The organism is Bacteroidia bacterium, from assembly GCA_040880525.1.
Classification (GTDB): Bacteria; Bacteroidota; Bacteroidia; order CAILMK01; family JBBDIG01; genus JBBDIG01.
Window position 1 is genome coordinate 1 of the sequence record JBBDIG010000043.1, and the last position, 19619, is coordinate 19619.

General features: G+C 44.4%; 21 protein-coding genes and 1 tRNA gene. 16 read left to right on the top strand and 6 right to left on the bottom strand.

What is annotated here, in order from left to right:
* The first annotated feature begins 77 nt into the window (after positions 1 to 77).
* Positions 78 to 392 carry a clan AA aspartic protease gene (locus WD077_12485; protein MEX0968051.1) on the top strand — a complete coding sequence of 105 codons (315 nt, stop codon included), beginning with the start codon at positions 78 to 80 and terminating at the stop codon, positions 390 to 392.
* Between the two features lie 140 nt (positions 393 to 532).
* Positions 533 to 1498 (top strand): hypothetical protein, encoded by a 966-nt coding sequence (locus WD077_12490; protein MEX0968052.1) that lies wholly within the window; start codon positions 533 to 535, stop codon positions 1496 to 1498.
* 7 nt (positions 1499 to 1505) lie between these two features.
* On the opposite strand, the gene WD077_12495 is transcribed toward WD077_12490, so the two are convergent.
* Complete coding sequence (locus WD077_12495; protein MEX0968053.1) at positions 1506 to 1727, bottom strand: hypothetical protein; 222 nt, start codon at positions 1725 to 1727, stop codon at positions 1506 to 1508.
* Positions 1728 to 1879: 152 nt separating this feature from the next.
* Here WD077_12495 and WD077_12500 point away from each other — a divergent pair, with 152 nt between their 5' ends.
* Positions 1880 to 2086 carry an AAA family ATPase gene (locus WD077_12500; GenBank protein ID MEX0968054.1) on the top strand — a complete coding sequence of 69 codons (207 nt, stop codon included), beginning with the start codon at positions 1880 to 1882 and terminating at the stop codon, positions 2084 to 2086.
* Between the two features lie 87 nt (positions 2087 to 2173).
* A complete protein-coding gene (locus tag WD077_12505) occupies positions 2174 to 2374 on the top strand; it encodes a hypothetical protein (protein MEX0968055.1) in 201 nt (66 codons plus the stop codon).
* A gap of 132 nt (positions 2375 to 2506) precedes the next feature.
* On the opposite strand, the gene WD077_12510 is transcribed toward WD077_12505, so the two are convergent.
* Positions 2507 to 2650, bottom strand: a complete 144-nt coding sequence (locus WD077_12510; protein ID MEX0968056.1) for a hypothetical protein — start codon at positions 2648 to 2650, stop codon at positions 2507 to 2509.
* A 374-nt stretch (positions 2651 to 3024) separates the two neighbouring features.
* Here WD077_12510 and WD077_12515 point away from each other — a divergent pair, with 374 nt between their 5' ends.
* From WD077_12515 to WD077_12550, 8 genes are all read left to right on the top strand, one after another.
* The gene (locus WD077_12515; GenBank protein MEX0968057.1) at positions 3025 to 3654 is read left to right on the top strand and encodes an outer membrane beta-barrel protein; all 630 of its coding nucleotides are present in this window, start codon (positions 3025 to 3027) and stop codon (positions 3652 to 3654) included.
* Between the two features lie 487 nt (positions 3655 to 4141).
* The gene (locus tag WD077_12520) at positions 4142 to 4687 is read left to right on the top strand and encodes a DUF2911 domain-containing protein (GenBank protein ID MEX0968058.1); all 546 of its coding nucleotides are present in this window, start codon (positions 4142 to 4144) and stop codon (positions 4685 to 4687) included.
* A gap of 124 nt (positions 4688 to 4811) precedes the next feature.
* Positions 4812 to 5270 carry a thioredoxin family protein gene (locus WD077_12525; protein ID MEX0968059.1) on the top strand — a complete coding sequence of 153 codons (459 nt, stop codon included), beginning with the start codon at positions 4812 to 4814 and terminating at the stop codon, positions 5268 to 5270.
* Positions 5270 to 5947, top strand: coding sequence for a hypothetical protein (locus WD077_12530; protein ID MEX0968060.1), 678 nt, complete (start codon positions 5270 to 5272; stop codon positions 5945 to 5947). Before WD077_12525 ends, WD077_12530 begins: the two co-directional genes overlap by 1 nt.
* Complete coding sequence (locus tag WD077_12535) at positions 5922 to 6959, top strand: FAD:protein FMN transferase (protein ID MEX0968061.1); 1038 nt, start codon at positions 5922 to 5924, stop codon at positions 6957 to 6959. The genes WD077_12530 and WD077_12535 overlap by 26 nt, the downstream gene beginning before the upstream one ends.
* 136 nt (positions 6960 to 7095) lie before the next feature.
* The gene (locus WD077_12540; GenBank protein ID MEX0968062.1) at positions 7096 to 7278 is read left to right on the top strand and encodes a DUF4266 domain-containing protein; all 183 of its coding nucleotides are present in this window, start codon (positions 7096 to 7098) and stop codon (positions 7276 to 7278) included.
* Positions 7263 to 8477, top strand: a complete 1215-nt coding sequence (locus WD077_12545; GenBank protein ID MEX0968063.1) for a DUF3570 domain-containing protein — start codon at positions 7263 to 7265, stop codon at positions 8475 to 8477. The genes WD077_12540 and WD077_12545 overlap by 16 nt, the downstream gene beginning before the upstream one ends.
* A 67-nt stretch (positions 8478 to 8544) precedes the next feature.
* Positions 8545 to 9126, top strand: coding sequence for a hypothetical protein (locus WD077_12550; protein MEX0968064.1), 582 nt, complete (start codon positions 8545 to 8547; stop codon positions 9124 to 9126).
* Between the two features lie 253 nt (positions 9127 to 9379).
* Here the strand turns inward: WD077_12550 and WD077_12555 are convergent, their stop codons facing one another.
* Complete coding sequence (locus WD077_12555; GenBank protein ID MEX0968065.1) at positions 9380 to 10822, bottom strand: Do family serine endopeptidase; 1443 nt, start codon at positions 10820 to 10822, stop codon at positions 9380 to 9382.
* Positions 10823 to 11062: 240 nt separating this feature from the next.
* Between WD077_12555 and WD077_12560 the strand changes: the two genes are divergently transcribed.
* Genes WD077_12560 through dapF form a run of 3 tightly spaced genes read left to right on the top strand, consistent with a single transcriptional unit; the run spans position 11063 to position 13312 of the window.
* Positions 11063 to 11599, top strand: coding sequence for a hypothetical protein (locus WD077_12560; GenBank protein ID MEX0968066.1), 537 nt, complete (start codon positions 11063 to 11065; stop codon positions 11597 to 11599).
* A gap of 13 nt (positions 11600 to 11612) precedes the next feature.
* The gene (locus WD077_12565; GenBank protein MEX0968067.1) at positions 11613 to 12524 is read left to right on the top strand and encodes a hypothetical protein; all 912 of its coding nucleotides are present in this window, start codon (positions 11613 to 11615) and stop codon (positions 12522 to 12524) included.
* Entirely contained in the window at positions 12521 to 13312 is a 792-nt protein-coding gene (dapF, locus tag WD077_12570) for a diaminopimelate epimerase (GenBank protein MEX0968068.1), read from the top strand. The genes WD077_12565 and dapF overlap by 4 nt, the downstream gene beginning before the upstream one ends.
* A 36-nt stretch (positions 13313 to 13348) precedes the next feature.
* On the opposite strand, the gene rho is transcribed toward dapF, so the two are convergent.
* The 3 genes from rho to WD077_12585 form a co-directional block, all read right to left on the bottom strand.
* Entirely contained in the window at positions 13349 to 15301 is a 1953-nt protein-coding gene (gene rho / locus WD077_12575) for a transcription termination factor Rho (protein MEX0968069.1), read from the bottom strand.
* A gap of 207 nt (positions 15302 to 15508) precedes the next feature.
* Positions 15509 to 16762, bottom strand: a complete 1254-nt coding sequence (locus WD077_12580) for a pyruvate dehydrogenase complex dihydrolipoamide acetyltransferase (GenBank protein MEX0968070.1) — start codon at positions 16760 to 16762, stop codon at positions 15509 to 15511.
* Positions 16763 to 17043: 281 nt separating this feature from the next.
* Positions 17044 to 18900 (bottom strand): M2 family metallopeptidase, encoded by a 1857-nt coding sequence (locus WD077_12585; protein MEX0968071.1) that lies wholly within the window; start codon positions 18898 to 18900, stop codon positions 17044 to 17046.
* 123 nt (positions 18901 to 19023) lie between these two features.
* Here WD077_12585 and WD077_12590 point away from each other — a divergent pair.
* Positions 19024 to 19096: transfer RNA gene (locus WD077_12590), tRNA-Lys, on the top strand.
* Positions 19097 to 19619: the final 523 nt, after the last annotated feature.

Genomic DNA, 19619 nt, shown 5'->3' on the forward strand with positions numbered 1-19619 from the left:
TGTGATAGTTGCCGGTTTTTTTATACCTAATACGTAAAATTATTCCGAGTTAGGGATTAAATTTAGAAGGGATTGAGGTGAAGGCACTGGTAGATACAGATGCACTTCATTTGGTTTTACCTGAGCACATCGTTATCCAACTTGAATTAAAGGAATTGGAAAAACGTGAAGTTACCACGGCTGACGGCAAGCGCCATTCCTGCAGCTATGTAGGGCCTGTACAGATTAAATTCAAAAACCGTAGTTGTTTTGCGGGTGCATTGGTCTTAGGAAATGAAGTGCTTTTGGGAACGATTCCTATTGACGACATGGATTTGGTGGTATACCCGGCCAAACAGAAAATTGATGTGAACCCCGACAATCCGAATATGGCGGTTTCGATTGTGAAATGAATTGGAAGAAGGAAAAAACATCAAGCACCTTTTGAAAGTCTGCAAAGCCTGCTCAATTGGCCAGTTCATCAAGGCATATAAAGTTAAAAGGCGGTTCAAGCCTCTTACAGGGAGTTTGTAATTCCTGAAACGAAAAGATTATGACAATAAAAGAAGCCATTTTAAAGAGTTTGGACGACATCGTTGTTCTCACAAACTATATGGAAGTTTACAGCCATATTGTTAAGAACAACTATTACGACTTCGGAACAGCGAAGACACCAGCATCAACCATTTCAGCATTACTTGGAGACTTTATTAGAGCAGGTGATACAAGAGTAAAAAGAATAAAACAAGAAGGTGGAACCTATTCCTACTATCTTACCGTAAATGAACAGGATATTGGAATTGAAATGCTTTCTGATGCAACAGAGTTTGCTACGCCAAAAAAGCTTGTAAAGTCCCAAACATATGATGAAAGAGATTTACATAAATTATTAAGTAGTTACCTGAAAAACACAAAAGTTTATTCCAAGACCATTTTTCATGAACAATCAAAATATGGGAAGGACAATAATCATATTTGGACCCACCCCGACATGGTTGGAATAAAATTCATGAACTTACAGACCAAAGTTAGTCAGAACTTCTTAAAATCAATTAACCGTGTTGATACCTTTAAACTCAGTTCCTACGAGATAAAAAAGGAAATAAATAGCGATTCAGAACTAAAAAAGGCTTTCTTTCAGGCGGTTTCAAATTCTAGCTGGGCAAACTACGGTTACTTGGTCGCGTTTGAATTTGGTGACAGCTTGTGGGATGAAATGGAGAGATTAAGCCAATCTTTCGGGATTGGCTTAATCGAATTGAATGCTAACCCTTATCAAAGTAGAATTTTATTTCCTCCAAAGTACAGAGATCTGGACTTCAAGACTATTGATAAACTATGCAAAATCAATAAGGAATTTGAAACATTTATCGAGCAAGTTGATAAGTTAATGACTGGTCAAGAACGTTACTACAAATCCACAGAAAAGGAACTTGATGAAATTTGTGACGATTACTTTGATAGCGATACGGCAATTGAAAAATATTGCAAGGAAAAGAATATTCCGAACGAAGAATGAGCTAATCTTAACCGGGGTTAGTGTTTGCCCCCCACCAGTTGCTTGGCTCCAGCGAAGTGACAGTTACGTTTTGCAGCCTCTGGCTGTTGTTATTGCATGGCAGGATTATAAAGTATCCAAAACCTTCAGTGGGCTTTCTGGGCAAGCGCTGCTGTAGTTCGAATGTTCTGGCAGTGTCACAATCGCTACGGATGTAAGGTTGAGCGTGGATGTGAACATCTTTTTTCAAAGTTGCATAACCTGGCTTGGTAGCCTAAGCTGGCTCAGGAGGCTCACGTATGTTTTCTCCCCACACAAAACCTGCCCACCCCACTGACAAATAGTTCAACTATTTGTCATTCTTCTTGACATATAGTAACTTGGAGGACACGGTTTAAAACTATGCACAGCAGAGAACTTTTCCAATCTTTATCCAATCACCTGCCCAACAGGCAGATTACCGTAATCACCGGTATGCGCAGGGTGGGCAAGACCACTGCGCTGAAATACCTGCTACAAAAAGCACCTGGCGACAACAAGTTATACATGAACCTGGAACGGGTAAAATACCGCCAATTGCTTAGGCAGTCCAGCTTACAAAGAGGTTGAAATTGCCCCTGCAGCCGAGGGATTTTTGCAATGTGTAACTTTTAGCAGATAACCGGTAAATTCGTATTCAGATAACAAAACAGGCACATGATTACAAAGGAATTTGAACAGATTATAAAGAAAGTCGGTCTTCTTCCAGAGGATCAGCAGAAAGCTCTTGCGAGGATGATCGAGGAAGAGTTACGGTGGGACGAGACCATAAAAAATACCCAGTCAGAACTTGCTGAGCTTGCTGAAGATGCTTTGGCTGAATATCGTTCCGGTAGGACTAAAAAGGGGGATTGGTAGTGGTCTCTTACACGACCACTAAATTTAGAAAAGCCTTCGATAAACTTCCTACCTCAGTGCAGAAGGAGGCACGAAAAATTTATCAGGTATGGAAGAAGAATCCCTTTGAGAAAAATTAAGGTTTAAGCAAGTTCACGCGTCAAAACCGATATTCTCAGTGAGGATAGGATATAATTGCAGAGCATTGGGAATAAAGGAAGGAGAGGAGATGATCTGGTTTTGGATTGGTTCGCATGAAGCTTTGGTGGGGCTACATCCGCCCAGGGATGGTTTCAAGGAGTTTAGATGGGCGCCATTGGCCGGTCATACCTGATTAGATTATTCCGCATAATCTTTTGATATTGGTTATGCAGCAGTGTCATCAACTACATCAATGAAGCAGATTAAGCTGATAGACTAGCCTGGCGTGAGGGAGGAACAGATGCGCGCGCCAGGTTGGAGTTTGCCGTAGGGATACGTTAATTGGACATTTGAAAAGACTTTGGAATGAAACAAAACTATCTGCACGGAAATAAATATTTGCATTCTAAAACGTTGAAAATAATTCTTTATAGCCTTAATTACAGCAATATACAATTTAACACGATAATTTACTGAATAAGTATGCCCCAACTTTGTATATTGCGATATTAAAAAAAATTTAAAAGACTATGAAAAAGACAAGATTACTAATTATGGCTTTGCTTGCAGTTATGACCTTTCCAGGCAAAGGTAATGCACAAGCGTTGGAGGAAGGAAATATTGCGGTTGATGTATATTATGGTTTTCCTAACCTTTTCAAATCAGTGGTTGAAACCACCTATGCTAATTCCGGATCTGAGGAAAACGTAGAAATTGGAGGTATAGGTCCAATGGGGATGAGAGGAGAATATATGGTTTCTGATGATGTTGGAATCGGTTTGGAAGTGAACTACACCAATACGGTTGTCAGCTACGAGGAATCATCAATTAATTCTTTTGGCGAATTTGAGACATACACTTATGAAGTCTCAGTTCCAAGATTGAGAATTATGCCTCGCTTTAGTATTCACTTTGGAAACAGCGATAATTTTGATTTCTATGGTGCTGTGGCCGCAGGTTACAATAGCACGAAATTCAAGTTTAAAACCAATGATCCAAATGAGGAATTTGATGAGGAGGTTAAATCGCCATTGCCAGTTGCGTTTCGTATTGCAATTGGTGGTAGATACTACTTCGCAGATTTGGTGGGAATAAACATGGAAATTGGACTCGGAGGCGGAGCGCTTGTGTGTGGTGGTCTTTCATTGAGAATTCAATAATTTTGATAATCCTTTTTTTATGTCCTGGGTAGAATAATTAGTTAAGTCCTTCACTCAATAAATAAACTTTGCGTTAGGCGGACACAAATCCGGTTTCGAAATCCCGTAGTTGCCATATACGTGAAACGTTGTGGTCAAATGGTTCATAAACAAATTGCTAAAACCAACTAAATCATCAAAACTTGCAATTCGTGCAAGTTTTGATGATTTAGAATATTTAATTACGACAGATTCAAAACCGAGGCGGAATAAAACACATTAATGTATTTAATTGGCTACTTGAAACAAACGAAAAGTAATTCCATGGTTGAAATTTAATCATTAACTTCACCTATAGTGAACCCGTGGTACCGTTAAATTCCTAAATCAATAAAATAAAACCTGGCCAATACAGGTGTAAATGGTGGCCTTGCTTCAGAACTCAGCACCCTTGCGGGTTTCCAGCCAAGCCTTAACTTTACAGCCCAAAATCATAAAAACAGACTGTATGAAAATTTTAAAGTGGACTGGTATCGTAATCCTTGCGTTGGTGGTGCTGGCCTTTGCCGGGTATAAGTATATGCAATGGAATACCAAGCAAAGCAGCCCGGAGGAGACCGTGGAATATAAGCAGGGCGACCTTGAACTGGAGGTTTTTTATAACCGCCCCTATAAAAAAGACCGGGAAATTTTCGGATCGCTTGTGCCTTACGACCAGGTTTGGAGAACCGGGGCAAATGAGGCGACTACTTTCAAAACCAATAAGGACCTGACGATAGACGGGAAAACTTTACCTGCCGGAAAATATACGCTATGGACCATTCCGGGGGAAAAATCATGGACAGTCATTTTCAACACGATGCAATACTCATGGGGAGTGAATTTTGACGGGGTGGCAAGCAGGGAGGCAGAGTATGACGCGCTTGAAGTGAAAGTACCGGTACAACGAAGCAACGAGGTGGTTGAACAGTTCACTATCTCTTTTAAGGATAATAATAACTTGTCCCTGGAATTGGCCTGGGATCAGAGCAGGGTTGAGGTACCATTTGAGTGATGCAATGCTATCTGCGGAAATACCTTCGTGATCAGGCGTTTGGCCCGCTCCGAAAAATTTCAACCGGCACAACCTGCGTTACTTCCTGATATAGCTACATTTGTTACTAAAATACCCCAAAAGGTTGAGCAGGTTATTTATCCTCATTTCCGTTTTTTTCATATCCATTGCCTTTACCGGTCAGCCACCGCTGAAGGGTGGCCTGTGGTTCACTGATTATGGATCAGCACTTTCAAAAGCCCGCCTAGAGCACAAACCTGTGATGATGGTTTTTTCAGGATCTGACTGGTGCAAGCCCTGCATGAGGCTTCAGAAGGAGGTATTTGAGGATGCAGCTTTCAATGAGTTCGCGGCCGCAAACCTGGTTTTGCTTGAAATTGATTTTCCCCGCAACCGCAAAAACCTGCTGCCCAGGGAGCAGTCGGAAGCCAATGGTTTGCTGGCTAAAAACTTCAATCCTGAAGGAATTTTTCCTCTGGTGGTGCTGATAGGGGAGGACGGGCAGGTTTTGGCCCGGACCGGTTTTCGGGAGGGCGGAGCGCTGGGTTACATTGCTCACCTGAGATTATTGCTGAAATCGTAATGGGCCGGATTTCGTTTTTACCCTGGCCGGAAGCTTATTGCGCCATCTTGCTCTTGATTTGCTGGCCATCTTCCGGGCTTAATGCACAACCAGCGGAGCCTTTTTCCATAGAAGTTTCAGGCGGAATGGCAGCGGGATGGTGGTTGTATAATCATGGATCTTCTGATCAATCGCTACGCAATAATTTAGGATGGGATGAAACAAGGCTAGCGCTTTTTGTCCCGGCCACAGCCTCATTTCTTTACCGGATAGGAAAATTCAGGACGGGAATTGGCGCTTCCCACACGTGGTTTTTCATTGACGAGATTCGCAAGACCGGAGACGCTCCGCCTAAATTTCTTCGTGATTCGCTTTCCCGAAGCGCTGTGAAATTTTTGGATATTGGAATTATCGCAGAATACGATCTGATTTCGAAGCCCGGTTTCGTTTTTGGTCCGCACCTGGCCGGAGGCATTTTTTCAATAAAAACCATTTATCCCGGGCGCAATCGTTTCGGAAATAAATTTTGTTGGGAAATAGGGCTGAATGCACAGTTTCGGATTGCCCCGCACCTGATGTTTAATCTCAGGCCTCAATACAAGACTTTCATCATCACTCCGGTGGAATCCACAGTATACCATGAACGGCATACGATTTCAAATTTCGGAGCGAATGCGGGATTGCGCTATGTCTGGTAAAATTTTAACATCCACATTTTTTCTTTGGATTGCTTTTGCCGGATTTTTCCTGGCGAAAACGCAAACGGTTACACAGGAATATTCCAGAACCGTGATCCTGATGGGATCCAGCTTTAGCTTTACGGCAGTGAGTGAAGATTCGACAATTGCTTATGCGGCTATGGATAGCGGCATTGCTGAAGTACATCGAATTGAGCAGCTCATTTCTTCATGGAATCCCGGATCGGAAACCAGTAATATAAACCGGAATGCCGGCATCCAACCTGTTGTAGTAAATCAGGAACTTTTGCAACTGATTCAGCGAAGCAAGAAAGTTTCTGCTCTGACGCAGGGCGCCTTTGATATTACATTTTCCGCTGCCGGGCCGCTGTATTTGTTTGATGGAAAAGAACATGAACTTCCGGATTCGGCACAGGTAGCCGCCTCTGTCTCGCACATAGATTACATGAAAATTGAAACAGACGCTGAAGCACTGACAGTTTTTCTTCCAAAGGCAGAAATGAAAATTGGCTTTGGCGCAATCGGGAAAGGCTATGCAGCCAACCGCGCGAGGGAAAAAATGAAGCAAGCGGGAATCAGTTCGGGAATAGTGAATGCCGGGGGTGATCTCATCTCCTGGGGAGCGGCTCCGGGCGCAACTGCATGGGAAGTGGCCATTATAAACCCGGTAAAAAATAATGAAATATTTGGATGGCTACAGGTGAATAATATGGCGGTGGTTACTTCTGGCAATTATGAGAAATACTTTACCTGCAATGGATTAAGATATTCGCATATAATCGATCCGCGAAACGGTTATCCGGCAAAGGACATTGCGAGCGTCACGGTGGTCTGTGCTGATGCTGAACTCGCAGATGCTTTGGCAACAGCCGTTTTTGTTTTAGGAAAAAAAGGAATTGAATTAATAAATCAGTTAAATGGAATTGAATGCCTGGTAATTGACGAAGCGGGCAAAACCTATACTTCCGAAAATCTTCAACTTCATTTTTATCAAAAAAAAGATAAACAGTAAAAATTTAATGATTGAACTAAATAATTAAATGGAAGTTTTTGTAAAATCTTAATTTTAGAGATTAAAAAGATTTGACACTTTGGAATTAAATATTTTGCGCAGTATGACAATTTTAAAATATGTTTTCAGCATCTTAATGTTGGTTTTTATTGCCGGATGTGAACCCGTGAAGCAGTATCAAAAGCAGTATTTGAATGATGAAGACATGCAGTTGCAAAACCGGGAGTCAGAGCTGTTTGGAATTGAGGTGGATGGCTACCGGGAAGGCGCTTCAGGTGCTAATGGTGGCAAAACCGGTGGTGGATGCGGCTGCAACTGATCCTTATCCTCGCGGTGTTGACTGGAAGCTGCGTCAGCATCAAAGCTCAGCAGCCTTTGCCGGACTCCATTCCGGTCTCAACTCTGGATTCGCTCCGGCCATCATTGCCGGTGGATGCGCATTTTCTCTTATCCTATTATGAGCAGGACGGAAATCACTCTGCGGTAACGGGAGGCACCGGCACAGAGGAACTTCAGGATATCGCCTCGCGCATCATCGTAAACGTACCGGTTGATTCGGTTACCCGCATTTCAGTTGACCTGGGCATGAACCATTACACTTCAGCTTCCACTGACAGGATTGACAGCCGGATTTCTTCAGCTTCCCGCAAGGACAACCACGTGGAAATGTATTTTGGATATGAAAAGGACATTCCAAAACGTAAAATGACCTATGGTTTAAATGCCGGAGGATCAATTGAATCAGATTACCTGTCTACCTCAGCAGGCGGAAAGTGGAGCAAGATGTCTGAAAATGAAAATCGTGAAATTATGGTTGGTGCGCAGGTTTTTTTGGATACCTGGGTGCTGATCTTTCCTGAGGAGTTGCGGACTGTAGCCTCTCAGCAAGTGCATACTGACAAGCGAAGGTCATACAGTGTCAGCGTCAGATTTTCGCAAGTGCTGAACCGCAGAATGGAAGCACAGGCAACAGCAGAACTTGTATACCAGCACGGCCTGCTTTCCACGCCATTTCACCGTGTTTATTTCGAAAATGAGGACATGGCGCGTATAGAAAAACTGCCGGAAAGCCGCTGGAAATATCCTGTTGGATTGCATCTGAATTACTTCGTAACGGACTGGCTGGTGCTGCGAAGTTATTACCGGTTCTATGCGGATGATTTTGGCATCATTGCGCATACGGCAAGGCTGGAAACTCCGCTAAAGTTTTCACCATTTTTCGCCCTGCTTCCATTTTACCGTTTCCATAACCAACATGCCTCAGACTATTTTGCGCCCTTTGCTGCTCATTTACAGGGTGAGGAATTTTATACATCGGATTTTGACCTGTCATCCTTTAGCAGCCGCAAGATGGGAATGGCTGCCCGCTATGCTCCGCTCAGGGGCCTCGCTCGATTTAAGTTAAGAGAAAGCGTGCTCCGGCTCCGGAGCGTGGAAATTCGGTATGCCCGCTATCGCAGGAGTGATGGGCTTGAGGCGAATATGGGCACATTGCATTTAGCTTTTATTCTACCCTGAAAGGTGAAAGATTATTAAACCTTTTTTATCCATTAGGTGTCTTTTATGAAAATTAAATTTAGCAGAAATGGAAAAAATGGCACACACAATTTTACCAAAACGTTTGTTGACTTCTTTGTCTCTGATGTTAGTACTGTTCCTCGCTTCCTGTTCAAGTGAGCAGAAGCTGCAATCATCCCACGTTCCGGGTGGAGATGAATTTACCGTAGTCAGTTCACCCGACATTCAGAAATCGCAATTCATGGAACCTGTGCAGGGAAGAGATGCAGAGGCAATTAGCATGAACGAAGAGAGAACGCCTTATTTGGAAGGTCCGCACCTTAAAGAAAACAAAAACAGAACTGGCAGTAAAGAACAATCCCCAAAAACAAGGAGGAGCAAGGACAAAATAGAAACCACAGCAGGAACCGTTTTAAAAGCTCCTGTTCGATTAGCTCAAAAAGTGCAACACATTACACCATCTGAAGGGAAAGCTGCTGCACAGGATACAGGATATTTATATGTAGCCATTGTTCTGATCATTGTTGGTCTCATTGTTTCCGTCCTTTTTGATTTTATTGGATTGGGAATAATTGGTGTTGTTATTATGCTGATAGGTCTGATCTTCCTGCTTTTCTGGTTGGTCGCATTTATAGATGCTAACGCCTAATATGCAAGCTAAATCGCCCAAAAGGATAGTATTCATAAAAGCATAACTTCGTTGAGAATATTGGAATAGTTAATAATTCAACTACCAGGTTTTAAAATTACAAATGGATGGCGTGAACCAGGCTAAAACTATTTCGCGCTGGCAGCTAAGCTCAATTTGTTACAGCTAATTTTAAGCCCTGAATCAGGATAAAAAAAGCCCCGGAAGATCTTCCAGGGCTTTTGAATTTTGGAAATAATAGAATTTTGTGAAATCAGTAATCAAGTGTGAATCCGAAAACTCCTCTGGCGCCATTTGGATAATATCCTTCTATTAATACTCCGCCATCACTTGCTTTTATCAGCCGCTCTACCTCATCGGTTTTTGCTACTTCCTGTTTGTTAATTCTTGTAATGACAAAACCTTCGACAAGGCCTGCAAGGTCAATTAAGCCACCCTTTTTTAATTTGCTTACCTTCACTCCCTGACGAATGGAGAGGCGCTGTTTATCCTTGTCGCTTACATCCTCGAATGTTGCACCGAGGGCAGCATTCAACCGCTCTGTATCATTTGGCAGAAAGGCAGTTTCTCCATCGGCATTTCTCAGGACCACCTTCAATTCCTTCTGCCGTCCGTCCCGCAGCAGCGTTACCATTACCTGGTCTCCGGGACGGTACATACCTACCGTTTCCTGAAGTTCAGGTACTGTATTTATAGGAAAATCATTCACCTTCAGGATAACATCGCCTTTCCGGATACCGGCATCTTTTGCAGCGCCATTCTCAGCAAGATCGGCCACAAAAACACCTTCCACCCGTTGCAGGTCATTTTCACGTGCCAGTTCAGCCGTTACATTCCGGATGCTGACACCGATATATCCCCGCTGTACCATACCCAATTCGCTGATATCTTTCACTACTTTGCTCACAATATTCACCGGAACCGCAAAGGAATAGCCGGTATACTGGCCCGTGCTGGAAGCAATGGCGGTATTGATGCCCACCAGCTCACCCCTGGTATTAACCAAAGCGCCTCCACTGTTACCGGGATTAACGGCTGCATCGGTTTGAATAAATGATTCGATGCCCTGCCCTCCAAGCAGGTTTATGTTTCGTGCCTTAGCGCTTACAATTCCTGCCGTCACAGTGCTTGTAAGATTAAATGGGTTGCCTACGGCCAATACCCATTCACCGACCCGTACCTTGTCAGAGTTGCCAAAATCAATCGCAGGCAGGTTGGTGGTTTTGATTTTAAGCAGCGCAAGATCAGTAGATGGATCACGCCCTATCACTTCAGCATCAAATCTGCGCCTGTCAGAAAGCACGACTTCTATCTGATCAGCATTATCAATAACGTGATTGTTGGTTACGATAAATCCATCCTCAGAAATGATGACCCCTGACCCGGAACCTATGCTTGGCATATTGTGGTGGGGCGTACCAAAAAACTCGAATGGATTGCTGTGGCGGTAATTGGTTGCGGTTGACCGGGTCATAATATGCACTACCGTTGACGTCACTTTTTCAGAAACATCGGCAAAGTCAAAAGTTGGTACAGTAATGTTTCTCACCTCATATCTGGCCGGGGTTGCAGGAATGGCATTTTCAGAATTCACCATCATAGGATCATCTGCCAGGAAGCGATAAATCCCGACAGAGATAAAGCCGCCTAGCAGGGCGGCCACTGTCAGTAAAAAGATCTGCTTTAATATTTTCATAACTTCATTTGTTTTAGTGATTTTTATGCCTTATAAAAGTCAAACTCTGTGCCTGCCCTCTGACCCGTCAAAATGACCTGTCAGCATTAACGGTCGCGTACCGGTGGATATTTCTGGTGGTTTCCGGAGTGGGAAATGCAGGAGAATTAAACGGGTACTTTTTTCATTCTATTTTTGCACTGACGTAAGTTTAACATTTTTTAATATTTTACAATTTATTTTAAAATCAATCCTTGAGAAATGTTCAGACGGTTTCGATGGAATGAGGCAGAGGTAATGAAGCAGGTAATGAGCGGCAAGGAGAAAGCGCTCGTTGCCCTTTTTGAACAAAATTATTTGTCGGCCCGCAATTATATGTTACCGGATGGTGCCTCTGATGATGCGATCCGGGAGGTGCTGGAAGATGCCGTGATTGAATACTGGCAGGCGGTACAAACCCAAAAACTGCGGCAGCCTTCTGACCGGTTTATCATGGAAGCTTTGGAGCGTTTGTGGAAAAAAAGGCGGCCGCAGCAAAATGGGTCTTCCTCCACCGGAGCAGAGGAAGACCTGAAGGCGCATGAAGCAAAATTGCAGGAACTGTCAAAATTCATGAAGATGCATAGCGATGCATGTCGCGAACTGCTCTCATTGTATTACTTTGAGCAATGGGATGAAAAATCAATCGCTGAGAAAACCGGATTTCGAGCAGAAGAGATCAAAGAACGGGTATTTCAGTGCAAGCGAAAACTTGCTCAGACTGTGAAACGCAATATATCTCTAAGGAACCTAATCTGAATATCGTAGTCAAATGGCTGCCATTAGCAAAGAACTTCTGTTAAAAATAGATCGCTACCTGATGAACCGGATGGGAGGAGACGAACTGCGGGATTTTGAGGTTCGCATTTCACTGGATCCGGAGTTGAAAAAAGAGGTGGAGTTCGAGCGACTCTTAAATGAAACAATTCGATATTACCGCAGGCAGCAGTTAAAGCGGTATTTGTATGAAAATGCCACCTCAAAACTAATGGGCAATGTGTGGGGCAGATCATGGACACGTATTTCTGCCGTAATTATTATTCTTATGGGGTTGTTGGTTTTATGGCTTAAAAATATTGAGCAGAAGGAAGAACAGGATGGGCAGATATATGAACTTCATCCGCAACAGGAAGCTCCCCCTGCTGCGATTCCGGATACTTCGGATGAATTGAATCGCAGGGATGATATTCCGCCTTCGGGAGAGGAACACAATGATGCGGTGGATGATGAGCCTGAGACAAATACCACCCCCGTAAAGGAATTGGAAAATTTAAATGTAAAGTCAGGATGGAGCAATGAAGCCTCCCACAGTTTTACCGGGGATTCCATCAAAGTGGATTTCAAGATCATGGATACGCTGGTAAATGTTTTTGTGGCAGCACCCCCTGAAAGTCCTGATAGTGCGTTGTCTGCGGGTTCTGTAACATCCGGGGAGGAAGCTTCTGCCTTAAAGCCCGCAGGCGAAATGCATGTGGAACTCTGGCAATCTCCGGTCAATTATCGCGGATACAGGTTGCAGGATGCCTACCTCCAGCTTTATGGCATATCCGGCCTTGCGGATAAGCGTTTCTTATACCGCAATGGTTTGTTGTTTATGGAAACAGATAGCGTCATATATATGCTCAAAGAAAGTTCATCATTTAATAAACTGGAGGCCAGACCACGTTTCCAAAACGAAGAATGATTTCATTTAATAAATATCACGGCACAGGAAACGATTTCATCCTTATAGATGATCGGGAACAGCTTTTTCCGGCAGGAATGGAACTGATCCGGGAAATGTGTACCCGAAGGTTTGGAATAGGAGCGGATGGCCTGATCCTGTTGCAGAATAGCACCACATCAGGTTTTAGAATGATCTATTTCAATGCGGATGGAAATGAGGGGTCGTTGTGTGGCAACGGCAGCCGCTGTGCTGTAGCTTTTGCAAAAGAAACTGGAATGGTGGAACAGCGGATGCTCACCTTCGAGGCTTCAGATGGCATCCACAGCGCCATTATAGAGAATGGGCTGGTGAGGTTGCAAATGAATGACGTAAAAAAGATCGAAGCCTGTAATCCCGATTATTTTCTTAATACAGGTTCTCCTCATTATGTCAAAATGTTGCAGGAAAGTCCGGACAGCATAGACGTGGTGCAGGAAGGCCGGCAAATTCGGTTTTCAAGCCGCTTCAGGGAAGAAGGCACCAACGTGAATTTCGTACAGCAGACCGGAACAAATGAGATCCGGGTGCGGACGTATGAGCGCGGTGTGGAAGATGAGACTTTTAGCTGCGGGACGGGAGTGGTGGCTGCAGCCATCGCAGCTTTACATGACCGGGTACAAGCATCTTCAAAAGAAGAGATACGTGTGCTGACAAAAGGCGGTGAGCTTAAAGTAAATTTCACAAAAGGAAAGGATGGCTACCACGATATTTGGTTAACCGGCCCCGCAACCAAAGTATATTCCGGGGAATACGGTGGTGGACACTGAAGACATTGAAAAACTTCAGGTTCGGTTTCCCAACTTTTATCCGTTCATGGAGATCAGGAATTCCTCATTATTCCGGGTATTTTTCATGCGGTCTTTCAGCAGATTTATGGCTTCTTCAGAGTTCATGTCGCTGAGGTGTTTCCGCAGAATCCAGATGCGCTGGAGCATCGCCCTGTCCACGAGCAATTCCTCACGCCTTGTCGAAGAAGCAGGAACATCAATGGCCGGATAGATTCGCTTATTACTCAGCTTACGATCTAATTGCAATTCCATATTGCCTGTTCCTTTGAATTCCTCGAAAATTACCTCATCCATTTTAGAACCTGTTTCAATAAGAGCCGTAGCAATTATGGTGAGCGATCCGCCATTTTCTACATTCCGTGCAGCACCAAAGAACCGTTTCGGCTTTTGCAGCGCATTGGAATCCACACCTCCGGAAAGGATCTTTCCTGAAGCCGGAGAAGTTGTATTGTAAGCCCTGGCCAGGCGGGTAATGCTATCAAGCAGAATAACTACATCATGGCCGCACTCAACCAGCCTTTTTGCTTTTTCCTGCACAAGGCCGGCAATTTTCACGTGCTTTTCGGCTGGTTCGTCAAAGGTGGAAGACAGCACTTCAGCGTTAACATTGCGCGCCATGTCAGTTACTTCTTCCGGCCTTTCATCAATCAATAAAATGATCATGTAAACTTCAGGGTGATTGGCGGCAATTGCGTTGGCTACTTCCTGAAGCAATACGGTTTTCCCGGTCTTCGGCTGCGCAACGATCAATCCGCGCTGGCCTTTACCAATCGGGCAAAACAGATCAATTATGCGGGTGGAGGCATTGGATGCACTTCCGCTAAGGTTAAACTTCTGGTTAGGGAAGAGAGGAGTGAGGTGCTCAAAGGAAACACGGTCACGCACTTCTGCAGGATCGCGTCCATTTATGCTGTCAATTTTGATCAGCGCGAAATACTTCTCTCCTTCTTTGGGCGGACGAATAGAGCCCTTAACGGTGTCTCCTGTCTTCAGGCCAAATAGTTTGATCTGGCTTGGGCTGACATAAATATCATCCGGAGAGGGCATGTAATTATAGTCGCTGGAACGCAAAAATCCGTAACCATCCTGAATGGTTTCCAGCACACCTTCACTGTGGACTACGCCATCAAAATCGAAAAAATCCTTTTTAGGTTTTTGGAAAGGTCTTCCCTTGTTCGGGTCAGTGTCCTGCTGTTGGCGGTTCTCGTCTCTTTGACGGTTATCATCCCGCTGACGGTTATCGTCTCTCTGCCCTCTGTCGTCTCTTTGACGGTTGTCATCTCTCTGCCGGTTCTCGTCTCTCTGTCGATTATCATCCCTCTGCCGGTTGTCATCCCTCTGACGCCTGTCATCCTGTGGGCGATTATCATCTCTTCTGTTTACATTGCCTCGTTGATCTTCCTTTCGGGCTTGCTGTGGCTGGTTTTCGCTCTTGGCCGGAGCTGGTTCCTTAGCTCTTTCCTGCTGCTGTGGGCGTTGCCGTGTTTCCGGACGGTTTCGGGGATCGTTGCTTCTCGGTTCGCGATCCTTGCTGTCACTGCCCCGGTCTTCTCCCGGCTTGCCGGGATGGGGACGATTACGATCACGGCTGCGCACATCATCCCGGTTGCGGCCTCTTGGCTGATCCTGGCTCTTTTTTTCCTGAGCGGGCTGAGATTCCCGTCCTCGTTGTTCTTTGGATTTTGAATCTTCCTTACCTGCCGGCTCTTGTTTCGTTTTGCTCTCTTGCTCTCCTCTGCCTTTCCCTTCTCCCGAATCTTCATCCGTTTCGCCCGGAGCACCTGAGGGTTTCACTCTGTCTTTTTGCAATTCTTCTAATTTATGCGAAGGCAGTACTGCCTGTCTGTCAAGGATTTCATATACCAGCTCCTGCTTTTTCATTTTGCGGAAGTTGGGAATGTTAATTTGTTTAGCGATCTCGTGAATATCACGGAGAAGCATAGAGTTGAGTTCCAATATGTCGTACATAAATGACTGTAATAATTTGATTTACTTGCGAAATTTTTCGCCTTAAAAAATTTGATTGAAAAGTGTTACCTCTTTGGGTGGAGGCACAGAGTTAAAAAGGGAGTGTAAAAATGGATTGCAACCTTGAATTTTCCCCGGAACAGGGAACGAATTGCGTTGCGAAAATAGGTTTTTTGGTGGATTATTATTCAAATTAAATAAAACTCTTTAGGCTAACAGCCGAAGCGGCTCTTCTAATAATTGCCTGAACGTCTGCAAAAACCTCGCACCCATTGCACCATCCACCACACGATGGTCACAACTCATGGTAACTTTCATAATATTGGCTATGCCCAATTCTCCGTCTTTTACTATGGCACTTTCTGTAATGGCGCCTACAGCCAGGATACATGATTCCGGGGAATTAATAATGGCTGTAAATTCATCTATACCAAACATTCCAAGATTGGAAATGGTAAAAGTATTTCCTTCATAATCCTCTGCCTGAAGCTTACGCTCGCGTGCCTTGCCCGCTAAATCTTCCACCTCATTTGAGATGGCAGAGATGCCTTTTTTATCTGCATCCCGGACGACAGGGACAACAAGCCCCTCATCCAACGCAACGGCTACGCCAATATTCACAAAATTGTTAATGCGAATGTGCCCGCCCAGCCATGATGCATTTACTTCAGGATGTTTTTTTAATGCAATTGCAGCGGCTTTTATAATGATGTCATTGAAAGAGACTTTGGTATCTGCCAGATCATTAATTTGTTTTCGCGCTACAATGGCGCGGTCCATATTTATGGCAACGGTAAGGTAAAAATGAGGAGCGGTAAATTTGCTTTCTGAAAGTCTGCGGGCGATGGTTTTCCGCATCTGCGAAACCTTCACGTCTTCGTAATCCCCTTCAGCAGATTTGGCCACAGCCGCTGCTTTATATCCTTCAATATCCCGTTTCACGATGCGGCCGTTGTCGCCACTTCCGTCAATTCCGGTAAGATCAATGCCTTTTTCCTGCGCCATGCTTCTGGCAAGCGGTGAGGCTTTTATCCGCTTTTCCCCGGATGTTGTTTCTTCGGATTCACCTTTCTCTTTCTCCGGCTTTGGCTCATCAGAATCCTTAGTCTTTTCTTTTGTTGCCTCAGGAGCGGCTGATTCCTGTTGTTTCTCTTTTGGTGCCGGACTTTCTGTTGCCGCTTCTGTAGTTTTCTCTTTAGCTAAAATTGCGTCAACGTCTTCACCTTTTTTCCCAACAATGGCTATCACTGCGTCTACAGGAACTGAATCGCCTTCCTTTTTACCAATATGAAGCAATGTGCCTTCATAATAGCTTTCCAGCTCCATCGTGGCTTTGTCAGTATCCACATCGGCCAGTATATCACCTTCTTTTACGTCATCTCCCACTTTTTTATGCCATTCTACGATCACACCTTCTTCCATGGTGTCACTCATCTTGGGCATCCTGATCACATCAGCCATAAATCTTAAAGTGTATTTTGGGGATTAAGAAAATGATGGGTTAAAACCGCAGATTCTGAATTCTGTTCACCGGCCTCACCCGTGGCGCAAAAGTAAATCTTATCAATTGAAAAGACAGGTATAACAGGAGGGGTTGACATGCAGAAAGTTGGATCAATGTGGCCGCTATAGCTTTCTGCTTCCGGATTTCCGGTATTTCCTGTTGCCGCATTTGATCCTGAAAAACATCAAAACAACGTTATTTAACCTTAATTGAATTTAAATTTTAATTAGAGGTGTAATTAAATCGTCTCTGGTAATGTGTAGGTTCTGCCATTATTCTTTTCTTTCAGATAAGCCAGAAGAGGATCAAAATAACTTAGCATGGCGCGGGCACTCAGGTCCTCGCCTGTCGCGTCTTTCAACAACGTTCTCCAATCGGCACTGGCACCGGGATACATCAGGTCTTTGAGAAACTCGCCTGTCTCCAGATTACCGAAATAGTTGGCATTGCGCGGATCATCGCTCAAAATATTTCCGGAAATATGGTCGTGCAACTGAAACAGCAGGATAGAACTGATCGCATAATCATAATACTGTGCAGCATCATTATTAATGTGCGTTTTGGAGCAGGCATCACAATATTCCTCCCCCCGTGGCAGGGGAGTGGTTATGCCCTGATATTTCTCCTTCAGTTCCCACCACCGCTGGTTGAACTGGTCAACAGGTAATTCATTGGCATAAAGATCATATTCAAATTCCGTCATTACCCCCGCACTCCACGGAATGAATACCACATAGTTCATTGCCTGCTTCAACAACGTTTGCATTTCCTGCTCCTTCTGTCTTTCCTCATTTCCGGTCCCGGAAGGCGATAGCAGATTCTGCTCTTCCAGAAATGATCGCATCATTGCCGCCATCCCTATCTGGGTGCCGATAGCCTCATGAAAGGCCCGATTGGCTCCTTCTCTCAGCACAAGGGGTACATCCTTGTTCGTATAGGTCATATAATAATAGATATGTCCCAACTCATGATTCACCGTTTCAAACCAACTCGCATTAGGAATTACGCTCATCAGGCTGCGAACATCCTTGTCCAGATCCAGGTGCCAGGCTGAAGCGTGGTTGTTTTTTTTGTAACCGGCATCCGGGGGCAAAGGATATAAACTGCTTTTCTCGAAGAAGCTTTCCGGCAGTTTTGGAAATCCCATGCTTACATAAAACTGCTCACCCTTTTTAATGATCCAATCAGCGCTTTTGGTGGCCAGCACGCTGTCAAGGTTGTAGCCTTCCACTTCTATCATTGATGACCAGTCCTGGCTCCAACGATTCGGCAGCCATTGTGCCGGCAGCATTTCCGGTACTTCTTCACCATACTGATTTGCCAACTCATACCGGGCATAGGTGTGCAACTCCCGGTATAGCGGCCACAACTCCCGCACAAATTTCCGATTCAGTTCAAGCATCTCCTCTGTCGTCATTCCGTAATCTGAAACCTGATATGAGAAATAATCCTGGTAGCCCAGGGCACGTACCGTTTCGTTTCGCAGGTGCTGCAGATTTTCGAGTCCGCCTTTTAAGGGCTTGCCCACCTCTTTGCTGCTGATCCAGGCTTCCAGCCGGTGATCCATATTCTCAGATGCATCCAGGACGGAATCCAGATAATTGGTACTTACTTCTTTGCCCTGGAAGAAAAATTGAAAACCAAAGAGCTTTTCGGTCTGTGCCGTTTCGGCCGCTATCTTTTTCTTCACAATTTCTTCCATAGGTTCAGGATTGTTGCCGGCAAAATAGAGGATCTTCTCCAATTGCTTCACTTGCAGTTCGTGCAGCATATCTTCTTTTTCCAGGAAGCCGCGCACTTTATTGATGTTTTCATTGCTGCCCGTAAAAGCGGCCAGTGATTCATTAGCACGGGTAGCCGCCTCGTTGGCTGTAGAATCTCCTTCTTTTATATAAGTATTAAGCCTCCATTCTGCCTGAGCCGCCTGGTAGTAAAGATCCTGATACTGCCGGTTGTACTCGCTGAGGAAATCATCTACATCGCTTCGAAGAGAATCAGCAGAAGCTGCATCAGCTTCATGAGACGATTCGTTGGTGGAGCATCCTGATACTCCGAACAGGAAGAAAATTACCGGAAGAAAAAGCAGTTTGTTCATCGGGATGAATTATTTCGTGAGCAAAGATAATGGGGTGTTTGCAATCTGGGTTTCTCAGTAATTATTCCGGAGAACATTCCGCGCTGGCCTTGAGCCAAACCGGGAAATGACTAAATTTGCCGCGGCTCCGTAGCTCAGTTGGCAGAGCAACTGACTCTTAATCAGTGGGTCGAGGGTTCGAGTCCCTCCGGGGTCACTAATATTGCAACACTTAGCAACACGCAACAACAAAACCCGCCAAAATTCAGTATTTGGCGGGTTTTTATTTGTATACCGTCTCGAAACCTGATGAATTGAAGGGCACCAAATGTTGTAACATTGTCGAAACATTCAAAGGTGCGTTGCAACAATTCTATTTCCTACCCTAATGTTTCGTTTAAGCTTCCCGATATCACAGCACAAGAATGTAGCACTGGATTGTCTCAGTTTACTTGTCCCACCTGAAACCTTATTTTTACAACAGAAACCTTAGTAACTATAGCCATACCTTCTTTTACCTTATTCATCCGCCTTGTGGATGTTCCGCTTCAGGTAAATGCCAGGTGAACCATGGACCGCGAGGGGTTGAAACACCATCGCTACGGAGCGGCTAGGTAAATTAAAGATTTTTCAACCGCATTATATTGGGTTCAATAAACTCAAAGAGATGGGAATACTGGCCTTTACTAAGGACTGGTAACGAAATAATCTATACAATATGAGGCTTGATTTTATAATTC